Source organism: Rhizobium sp. 57MFTsu3.2 (assembly GCF_012932765.1).
In the GTDB taxonomy this organism is placed as follows: Bacteria; Pseudomonadota; Alphaproteobacteria; order Rhizobiales; family Rhizobiaceae; genus Rhizobium; species Rhizobium altiplani.
Window position 1 is genome coordinate 1 of record NZ_JDWI01000063.1, and the last position, 9,105, is coordinate 9,105.

The 9,105-nt window shown below is 58.4% G+C and carries 7 protein-coding genes and 5 pseudogenes; 6 read left to right on the top strand and 6 right to left on the bottom strand.

Annotation, left to right across the window (positions count from 1 at the left end; all coding sequences use genetic code 11):
• Positions 1-257, bottom strand: a pseudogene (locus tag AF71_RS31415) (DUF3300 domain-containing protein); the annotation flags it as partial.
• A gap of 592 nt (positions 258-849) precedes the next feature.
• Here AF71_RS31415 and AF71_RS30850 point away from each other — a divergent pair.
• The 6 genes and pseudogenes from AF71_RS30850 to AF71_RS30875 all read left to right on the top strand — a co-directional run.
• A pseudogene (locus AF71_RS30850) lies at positions 850-1,223 on the top strand (IS3 family transposase); the annotation flags it as partial.
• A gap of 284 nt (positions 1,224-1,507) precedes the next feature.
• Entirely contained in the window at positions 1,508-2,515 is a 1,008-nt protein-coding gene (locus AF71_RS30855) for an efflux RND transporter periplasmic adaptor subunit (RefSeq protein ID WP_169684492.1), read from the top strand.
• A 10-nt stretch (positions 2,516-2,525) separates the two neighbouring features.
• On the top strand, positions 2,526-4,286 hold the full coding sequence (locus tag AF71_RS30860; protein WP_169684494.1) for an ATP-binding cassette domain-containing protein: 1,761 nt from the start codon (positions 2,526-2,528) through the stop codon (positions 4,284-4,286).
• Complete coding sequence (locus tag AF71_RS30865; RefSeq protein ID WP_169684496.1) at positions 4,283-5,422, top strand: ABC transporter permease; 1,140 nt, start codon at positions 4,283-4,285, stop codon at positions 5,420-5,422. Before AF71_RS30860 ends, AF71_RS30865 begins: the two co-directional genes overlap by 4 nt.
• A complete protein-coding gene (locus AF71_RS30870) occupies positions 5,419-6,537 on the top strand; it encodes an ABC transporter permease (protein WP_210258452.1) in 1,119 nt (372 codons plus the stop codon). The genes AF71_RS30865 and AF71_RS30870 overlap by 4 nt, the downstream gene beginning before the upstream one ends.
• Positions 6,538-6,549: 12 nt before the next feature.
• Positions 6,550-6,934 (top strand): annotated as a pseudogene (locus AF71_RS30875) (IS3 family transposase); the annotation flags it as partial.
• A 22-nt stretch (positions 6,935-6,956) separates the two neighbouring features.
• Here AF71_RS30875 and AF71_RS30880 read toward each other — a convergent pair.
• The 5 genes and pseudogenes from AF71_RS30880 to AF71_RS32085 form a co-directional block, all read right to left on the bottom strand.
• Positions 6,957-7,166: a cold-shock protein gene (locus tag AF71_RS30880; protein WP_169684498.1), complete on the bottom strand. Its 210-nt coding sequence runs from the start codon at positions 7,164-7,166 to the stop codon at positions 6,957-6,959.
• 139 nt (positions 7,167-7,305) lie between these two features.
• Positions 7,306-7,835: pseudogene (locus tag AF71_RS30885) on the bottom strand (alpha/beta hydrolase); the annotation flags it as partial.
• 59 nt (positions 7,836-7,894) lie between these two features.
• A pseudogene (locus tag AF71_RS30890) lies at positions 7,895-8,287 on the bottom strand (alpha/beta hydrolase); the annotation flags it as partial.
• Positions 8,288-8,349: 62 nt separating this feature from the next.
• Positions 8,350-8,580, bottom strand: a complete 231-nt coding sequence (locus tag AF71_RS30895; RefSeq protein WP_169684500.1) for a hypothetical protein — start codon at positions 8,578-8,580, stop codon at positions 8,350-8,352.
• Positions 8,581-8,651: 71 nt separating this feature from the next.
• Complete coding sequence (locus AF71_RS32085; RefSeq protein ID WP_246733907.1) at positions 8,652-9,032, bottom strand: hypothetical protein; 381 nt, start codon at positions 9,030-9,032, stop codon at positions 8,652-8,654.
• Between the last annotated feature and the right edge of the window lie 73 nt (positions 9,033-9,105).

Below are 9,105 nucleotides of genomic sequence, written 5' to 3' on the forward strand. Positions count from 1 at the left end.
AGCGAGCTAGCCGTGATCAGTGCCACGAGGTCATCCGGATAAAGTGCGATGCGCGCGACAAGCGTCTCGAGTTCGTCCTCCGTCAAGGCCTGAGGCGTCGCTGCTGTTTCGGCGGTACTCGGTGCCGGCGCGGCGGCTGAAGCAGAAGCGGGTGCGGGCGCTGGCTGCTGCGCGTAGGCAGTCGGTAGCTCTGTCGGAATGACGAGCCAGGACACCGCCGCCAGCCAAGTTGCACACCAAGCAAGAAACCTTGTCATGATCGCACCTTTTCTTTCTTTGGTGGAAGACGGATCATCGTCTCCACCGGACGTCTGGGCAACCTCGCTTGCACCCGCAGAAAATGCAGCCGCCGGTCGAGCGAAAAATACTTGTGGATGCGGAGGCCCCTCGCAACTCCATGAAGACAGGCTAGCAGCAATCAGCCCCGGCCGCACGTACGTTACGGTAAATTACGGAAACTGATCTGGTTCTTGCCATGGAATTGTCCGACACGCGATGAAGTGATGGGCCCGTCGACCTGAGGCCCTCCCGTTCAAAGTCGTGCAACCAACAAGCATAATCGCGAGGGCGGAGCTTGGCTTCGCAGGTTGATTGTCCGAGCGCTTATAATGGGAGCATTACCTCGCTCACTTATTAAGTGAGAGATCCTGTCCGGTGATTTATCGAGCCATTTCTATGGCAAGACGGTCTCCGTGGCTGAGGTGGCTCGCCCTGCACGGGTCTTCCAAGGGTTGCGCGTAGGCCGAGCCGATCATCACAAACTGAAGAATGCGATTACGTCGGGGCGGACCGCCTGGAGGCAGCTGCGCCTCTATTCATATTTCCTACGCAAGCTCACGTTCACCGGGTCTGGGCCTCACCTAAATTCCAATGGCATAGTGCGTCGTCTATCTCTGCGCCGTCGTCTATTGGTTCATTCGTTGCGTGCCTTCATGGTGATCACGATAGAGACGGCTAATAGAGGCGGTCGAGGAGGCCCTTGCCCGGTATGGCAAGCCCGACATATTCAATACCGACCAAGGATCGTATTTCACGTCCGTCGACTTCACGGCGGTGTTGAAGAAGGGTGGGTTGGATGGATGGGAGGGGGCGTATGGCGGGACGACGTCCTTGTCGAGCGGCTCTGGCGGTCGATCAATTAGGAGGAGGTTTATCTTCGGGCCTTCAAAATTGTGTCCGAGGCCCGCGCTGGGATCGGCCGTTATTGGACCTTTTACAATACCCACTGACGCGCATGAAGGCGGCCGCATAATCGAGGCGTAACCACTTAACGAAACGCCGTGAACTGTTCAGACAAAGCGAGCCAGCTCTGTGATGGGGGTACTCTTCCACGAGCCGTTTGGCTCTGGTTCAAGCGCGCCAGACCTTGACCAGCTCGCCATCCAGGACGCGGAGACTATTCTGCGCGAATGAGGATATCCAAACCCGAATGACCTGATCAAATCGACCCTGCAGCACAGACCGAAACCAACGAGAAGTCGACTTAGCCGCGGAGATGAATGAAGTCATGAAGCGCATTCTAATTATCGTCGCTTTTCTCGCGATCCTCACAGGAGGCGGGGCGTATTGGTATCTCCATGACCGCAACGGCTCCGGGGGAGTTGTTCTCTATGGAAACATCGATTTCAGGCAGGTCGATCTCGCCTTCAACGGGAGCGAGCGGGTCGCGGAGGTGCTCGTCGAGGAGGGGGATCGGGTAAAAAAGGATCAGGTGCTCGGGAGGCTGGATACCAGCAGGCTCGCTCCCCAAGCGGCGCAAGCGGAGGCGCAAGCGGCAAGCCAGCGCGCCAACCTTGCCCGGCTAAAGAACGGCAGTCGCCCGGAGGACATCGCCCAGGCGCGCGCCAATCTCGGATCGGCGAAGGTTGAGGCGGCGAACGCGAGGGCGCAGTATGAGCGCCAAGGCTCCCTTGCTCTGCGAGCCGTCGCCAGCCAGCGCTCGCTTGAGATGGCGGAATCGGAATCGAAGCAGGCCGATGCCAAGGTGGAGGTTAATCAGAAGGCATTGGATCTGCTTGTGATCGGTCCCCGGATCGAGGACATCGAAGAAGCAGAGGCGCAGCTTCGCGCGGCGGATGCCAACGTTGCCCTGCTGCATCAGCAGCTCGCGGAAGCCAATTTGGTAGCCCCAGTCGAAGCGATCGTACGATCCCGGCTAATCGAGCCGGGGGAAATGGCTTCGCCGACGCGGACAGCGTTCTCGCTCGCCACAGTCAATCCTAAATGGGTTCGCGCCTATGTCTCCGAGACGCAAATCGGGCTACTGCGCCCTGGGATGAAGGCAACCATCAGCGTCGATTCCTTTCCGGGACGGCCGATACCGGGATGGATCGGTTTCATCTCCTCGGTCTCCGAGTTCACACCGAAAACAGTACAGACGGAGGAGCTCCGAAGCAGCCTGGTCTACGAGGTGCGAGTCTTTGTCGAGGATCCAGATAACGTCCTAAGGCTTGGAATGCCGGCAACCGTGAGACCGGATCTCGGTAGCGACGTCGCAGCGACCGCGCAGAAATAGGGTGAAAGCCATGAACGCCCAACAGACAGCCCTGGTCGCCAAGGACGTTCGCAAGACCTTCAAGCGCGACGCCGGTAAGCCCGTCGATGCCCTTGCTGGCATCTCGCTTGAAGTGGCTCGCGGAACGCTGACGGCCCTGGTCGGCCCGGATGGCGCCGGCAAGACCACGCTATTGCGACTGGCCGCCGGCCTGGTCGCACCAGACGCCGGCAGCATCGAAGTCATCGGTATCGACGTCGCCCGTTCGCCGCAACAGGTCCAGGACAGGATTAGCTACATGCCTCAGCGCTTCGGTCTTTACGAGGACTTGAGCGTCCAGGAAAACCTCGATCTCTATGCCGATCTGCACGGGATAGAACAGGAGCAGAGGAACAACATCTACCCGCGTCTGTTCGAGATGACACAGCTCGGGCGGTTCAAGGAAAGGCCGGCGGGCAAGCTCTCGGGAGGCATGAAGCAGAAGCTCGGGCTTGCCTGTACGCTCGTCCGCTCGCCACAACTGCTGCTCCTCGACGAACCGACCGTCGGCGTCGATCCGCTCTCCCGCCGCGAGCTTTGGGAGATCGTCCACAAGCTCATCGTGGAAGACGAGCTCTCTGTGATCGTGTCGACATCCTATCTGGACGAGGCTGAGCGCTGCGAACACGCCGTGCTGATGCATGCGGGACAAGTTCTCGCCAAGGGGCGGCCAGCGGACATTACAGAAAAGGCAAAAGGAAATTGCTTTTTGATGAGGGACGCAAAGGGCATGCTGGCGCGATCACTCCAAGCCCGGCTGTTTTCACTTCCCGGCGTCGTTGATGCAGTTCCGGAAGCTGGACGCGTCCGCGTGGTGCGCAAATCTGCAGAGCATGAACGACCGCTCGAGGTGGAGGGTACAAAGCTTGAGATCGAGGCGGTAAAACCTCGCTTCGAGGACGCCTTCATGATGCTTTTCAATGAGGCCACAGGCGACGAACGACGCGAGAGCCGGACAGAAAGCTCGAGCCAACATCCGGCCTCTGCTGAGACAATCGTAGAGGTGCGGGACCTTGTCCGCACCTTTGGCGACTTTACCGCTGTGGACCATGTCAGCTTCGGCGTGAAGCGTGGCGAGGTCTACGGCCTACTGGGACCGAACGGGGCCGGCAAGAGCACGACATTCAAGATGCTCTGCGGCCTTTTGCCGGCAAGCAGCGGCACGCTGCAGGTAGCAGGGGCGAACCTATTGACTGCGGGGGCAAAAGCACGCCAGCGGCTCGGCTATGTTGCACAGAAGTTCTCCCTCTACGCCCAACTCACTGTCGATGAGAACCTGGAATTCTTTTCCAGCGCGTATGGGCTGCGGGGACGCGCCAAGCGCGACAGGATCAATACCCTGAAGGAGCAGTTCGAACTTGGACAATTCTCTGGCCTTCCGAGCGGACAGTTGCCCGGCGGTTTCAAGCAGCGGCTCGCACTTGCGGCAGCACTGTTGCACGAACCCGACATCCTGTTCCTCGACGAGGCGACTAGCGGGGCCGACCCGCTGGCGAGGCGGCAGTTCTGGGGGCGGATCACTGCACTCTCAGAACAGGGCGTCACCGTCATCGTGACGACCCATTTCATGGAGGAGGCCGAGTACTGCGATCGGATCATCATTCTGGACGCAGGCAAGAACCTTGCAGAAGGCACCCCCCTCGAAATCAGGACACACGCAAAGAGCACGGAAAACGACGCCCCGACCATGGAGCAAGCATTCATCGCGATCGTTGAGAAAGAGCGGCAGAAGTCCAAGGAGAGCACCTCATGAGCGATCAGGGACGAAGTGGCCTGACCTCGGCACTCAGGCGTATACGCGCGCTGGTGCGCAAGGAAGCCTGGCAGCTCCTGCGTGACCCTAGCAGCATCGCGATCGGCATCATCATGCCGGTCGCTCTTCTCGTGCTTTTCGGCTACGGCATCAACCTGGACATCAAGAACGTCCCCGTGGCCATCGTCATCGAAGACGATTCTGGCGCGGCGCGCGGCATGGCATCAAGTTTCGAGCTCTCGGACTATTTCTCCGCCCGAAGAGTCAAGACCATGGTGGAGGCCGAGCAAATGCTGATGTCAGACGATATCAGAGCGATCGTCCGCATTCCCAGAGATTTCGCGCGATCGATCCAGCTCAGCACTGCGGAAGTCCAGTTAATCGTCAACGGGGCGGATTCAAATACGGCGCGGATCTCGCTCGGTTATGCGCAGGGTGCGGTTGGGGTCTGGGCAGCGAAGGAGGCGGCCCGAAACGGCGGCAAGCTTTCAGGCATCACGATTGTTAGCCGGCTCTGGTTCAACGAAGCCAATGACAGCACCTATTTCCTCGTACCAGGTCTCATCGTGCTGGTGATGACGCTGATCGGCGCGCTGCTTACCGCTCTTGTCATGGCGCGGGAGTGGGAGCGCGGGACCTTCGAAGCACTGTTCGTCACCCCGGTTCGTTCAGTGGAAATCCTGCTCGGAAAGACGATCCCCTATTTCCTGCTTGGACTGGCGGGGCTGGCGCTCTGCGTCGTCGGCAGCAAGCTTTTGTTCGGGGTCCCGTTTCGTGGCTCGCTGGTCATCCTCACTATCGTATCGATGCTCTATCTTCTCGTCGCGCTCGGCCTCGGGCTGGTCATCTCATCGGCGACCAAGAGCCAATTCGTCGCGAGCCAGGTCACCCTGTTTGCGACCTTTCTTCCAGCCATGATGTTATCGGGCTTCATGTACGATCCCCGCAGTATGCCGTTCGCTGTCCAGATCATCACCTACATATTCCCCGCACGCTACTTCGTGACGCTCCTCCAGACTTTGTTCCTCGCCGGCAACATCTGGGGGGTCATCCTGCCAAACGCCGCTGTACTCGCCGCCATGGCGGCAGTGCTGCTTGGGCTTTCGGTGAGGCTTACCCGAAAGAGGATCGCATGATGCTGGCGTCGTTGTTTCGAATCCTGACAATTATCCGTAAGGAACTCCTTGTCATGCTGAAGGATCCGAAGAGCCGCGCAAGCGTGCTGCTGCCGCCAATCTTCCAGTGCCTCATCTTCGGTTATGCCGCTAGCTACGATCTCAATACCGTCCCCTATGCGCTGGTCGATCAGGATCACAGCGCGACATCGAGGGCCCTTGTCGCCAAACTGGAAGGTTCCGGGGTGTTCCAGCGGCAAGCGACGCTGACCCAGACAGCCCAGGCGGCCGCGTTGCTGGACACGAAGCAGGTGGTCCTCATCGTCGTCATCGGACAGGACTTCGAACGAAAGCTTGAGAGCGACGCCTCGTCGATCGTCCAAGTGGTTGCCGACGGACGTAATTCGAACACAAGCGGCGTCGCCCAGAGTTATGCAAATACGATCATAGGAGACTTCTCAAGCAACTGGCTTGCCCAAAGGCGTTCTCCAGGCGCGATCCAAGTCACGACCCGAGCGTGGTTCAACCCGCAACTCGAAACCCGGTGGACGATGGTACCGTCGCTCGTCGGAACCATAACTATGATGATGACGATGTTGCTGACGGCGATGTCGGTCGCGCGCGAGCGTGAGGAGGGAACCTTCGACCAGCTCCTCGTTGCTCCGTTTACACCGACCGAGATCATGATCGGCAAGGCCGTGCCTTCGATGATTGTCGGCATCGTCCAGGCCTCTGTAATCCTGTTGGTCGCGCTGTTCTGGTTTCGGATTCCCTTCGCGGGATCGTTCGCTACCCTCTACCTGGGACTTGCGCTATTTCTGGCGGCCGCCATCGGATTTGGACTGTTCCTGTCGTCGTTGGCGGGAAACATGCAGCAGGCGATGGTTTTGTGTTTCATCTTCCTCATGCCCTTCATGCTGCTCTCGGGATTGATGTCGCCGACGGACAACATGCCAGAGGTTTTGCAATACGCGACCGTGATAAATCCCTTGAAATACGCGATATCGATCACCCGACGCGTCTACCTCGAGGGCGCGCATGTCAGTGAGATGATGCCCGACATGTTAGCGCTCGTTGCCATCGCCGCCGTCACCATGCCTGTCTCGGCATGGATGTTCAGGCGCCGATTGAACTAGGGTCTGATGCGTCTGATGGCCGTGTGGCGGCGAGCCAAAGTACCACATACTGATCCATTCGGACCAAGGCTCTCACCAGCATGGACTGGGCCTCGTTCCTGAAGCACCAAACCTGGTCCACGCGATGAGCTGTCGAGGCAATTATCACGACACCGCAGTCGCGGAAAGCTTCTTCAATCTTCTGAAGCGCGAACGGACATGCCGCAGGCTCTACCATTCACGCGATGAGGCCCGCCAGGATGTGTTCGATTACATCGAGATGTTCTACCCTCCGAAACGCAAGCACGTCAGAAACGGGATGCTGTCGCCCGTCGAGTTCGAGAAGCAGCAGAAATCTCTCCCGAGGGTGTCTACGAAACCCGGGGCGGGGCCAAGTCACGCCGCTAAGCGCCCATGAGACGCTGCGGCCGAGATCAAATCTAAAGCAGGTCGATGTTGATTGCCTTCGGACCCTTGCCCATGCGATCGGGCTCGGTGTCGAAAGAGACCTTTTGACCCTCGCGTAGCGTTTGAATGCCGGATGCTTGTAGCGCCGAAATATGTACGAACACGTCCTTGGCGCCGCCGTCGGGGCTGATGAACCCAAAGCCTTTGTCACCATTAAAGAATTTTACTATGCCTGTAGCCATTTCTTCCCCCAACGTGAGCTTGATACAATGCAGAAAAAAGACGGTTCTGCAAGCCGGTTAGAACGCCGATGGTGAAGTGCGGCACCTGTCTGTGGATCGGAGGCTAGCACTCGTCCTCGATCTGTCGGAACGCGTCCCCGTGCGTGAGCGGCGCAATGACTGCCGCAAGGCCCCAGGGTAGCAGTGCGGCCGCCATGAACCGCGTGATGGCGGGATCGACATCGGCGGCAAACACTGCCGGAAAACGGGCCGGATCGACAACGAGGTAAACATCCTGCGGAGGCAACAATGGCGCCTTCTTTTCACCTGGCTCTTCCGGCGCTTCATTCAGCGCTGCGACCGACTCGCCGACATCGGGCACGAAAGCCGCGATGTAGGCCAGCGACTGAACCTTGGGATTGACGCCGGCTTCGGTGATAACGGCTCCACCGTAGCTGTGGCCTACCAGGAGCACCGGGTGGCGAGCCGTAGCAATTAGGCGCTCGGTGACGGCAACGTCCCCTTCAAGCGAGGTCGTCGGGTGCTGAGCGACAAGCACTTCGAACCCGCGCAAACAAGTTCGCTATAGACTTGTTGCCACCCGGAGCCATCAACAATGGCGCCATGTACGAGGACGATCGAGAGGGATGGCTCCCCATCTGCCTGGGCGCCCGAAACGGGATTGGTCATGATCTTTCCTTTAGGGGGCGCGCGGGGCAACTGGCCCCCGGGATGGATTAGCTATTCGACTAGTTGCAAACCTTGCGGTCCAGGAAGTCGCGAATGAGCGGCGCCATCACGTCGAGCTTGTCCTCGAGGGCGAAATTGCCACTGTCGAGAATGTGCATCTCGGCGTTCGGAAGATCGCGAAGATAGGGATGGGCACCGGACTCAGGGAAGATCTTGTCGTTCTTGCCCCACACGATCAGCGTCGGCGGTTGGCGGTCGCGGAAGAACGCCTGGAATTGCGGATAAAGTGGTACGTTGCTGCCGTAGTCACCCAAGAGGTCTAGCTGGATATCCTTGTTGCCCGGCCGATCGAGCAATGCCTGATCAACGACCCAGTTGTCGGGGCTGATATGCGCCACAACGCCTATGCCGTCGGTATACTGGAACTTTGTCGTTTCGAGCGTTACCAGGCCGACGAGTGTGAGCTTTCTACCCATACCCGCCCCACGTTTTGGATAACATTGGAGTTTTGGCTTTAGGCAATCCCTTCCGGCGCGGTTTCCTGCATCGAGGATGCCGAGGCGAGCATTGTCACCGGGTTGGCGGATACAAACAGAGAAGAATGCGAGTTTATAATCCTCCCCGACGCCAACTTGAGAAGAGGACCATCGATATCAACGACAGTCTCGGTGAACACAAGCTCACCCCATCCTTCTGACGTTCCCTCGATCATCAGGAAGCGATAACCCGTCCCGATATTAAACATTTAGAAGTTCCCCAACTTTTCCCGCAGCGTGCCATTTGGGGCAACGATGTCAAGCATCGCAGCGCTGGTAGCTACAAAGCGCGGGTGACCTGAAACGAGCTTCCTAATCTCGTCGGATGCGCCTGGAGGGCTGCATAGGCGGACGATTCCGCTTTCTTTTTCAGCTTGCGCAGAACTGGGGTTTTCTCAGCAGCGTTCTCCTCGTCATCGGGATCGTAGGCGGAGCCGACCTCATCCATCCTGTGTTTTATGGCGAGCGCGTAGATGGTATTCAGGATATTCGGATCCCTTACATGGGGATCGGTAAGCGCCAGAAGCGAGGCACGCACAATCTTCTTGCTGGTCGCCTTTGGGCAACGTTTCAAAACGAAATCGTAAAGCCCCTTGCCGGAAAGACCTTCTGTGGCGCCATCCAAAAGCGCTTCATAGACTCGTTTCCGTTTTTCACCCATGTTTGCCCTCCTCTTGAACGTGATGCGACAAACTCTGTCATAAAAACGTCATATGCAATAGACTGCATCGCGC

Excerpts from the sequence above, each read along its gene's own strand:
- AF71_RS30855 (WP_169684492.1), top strand. The coding sequence starts at position 1,508 with ATGAAGCGCATTCTAATTATCGTCGCTTTTCTCGCGATCCTCACAGGA.
- AF71_RS30860 (WP_169684494.1), top strand. The coding sequence starts at position 2,526 with ATGAACGCCCAACAGACAGCCCTGGTCGCCAAGGACGTTCGCAAGACC.
- AF71_RS30865 (WP_169684496.1), top strand. The coding sequence starts at position 4,283 with ATGAGCGATCAGGGACGAAGTGGCCTGACCTCGGCACTCAGGCGTATA.
- AF71_RS30870 (WP_210258452.1), top strand. The coding sequence starts at position 5,419 with ATGATGCTGGCGTCGTTGTTTCGAATCCTGACAATTATCCGTAAGGAA.
- AF71_RS30880 (WP_169684498.1), bottom strand. The coding sequence starts at position 7,166 with ATGGCTACAGGCATAGTAAAATTCTTTAATGGTGACAAAGGCTTTGGG.
- AF71_RS30895 (WP_169684500.1), bottom strand. The coding sequence starts at position 8,580 with ATGTTTAATATCGGGACGGGTTATCGCTTCCTGATGATCGAGGGAACG.
- AF71_RS32085 (WP_246733907.1), bottom strand. The coding sequence starts at position 9,032 with ATGGGTGAAAAACGGAAACGAGTCTATGAAGCGCTTTTGGATGGCGCC.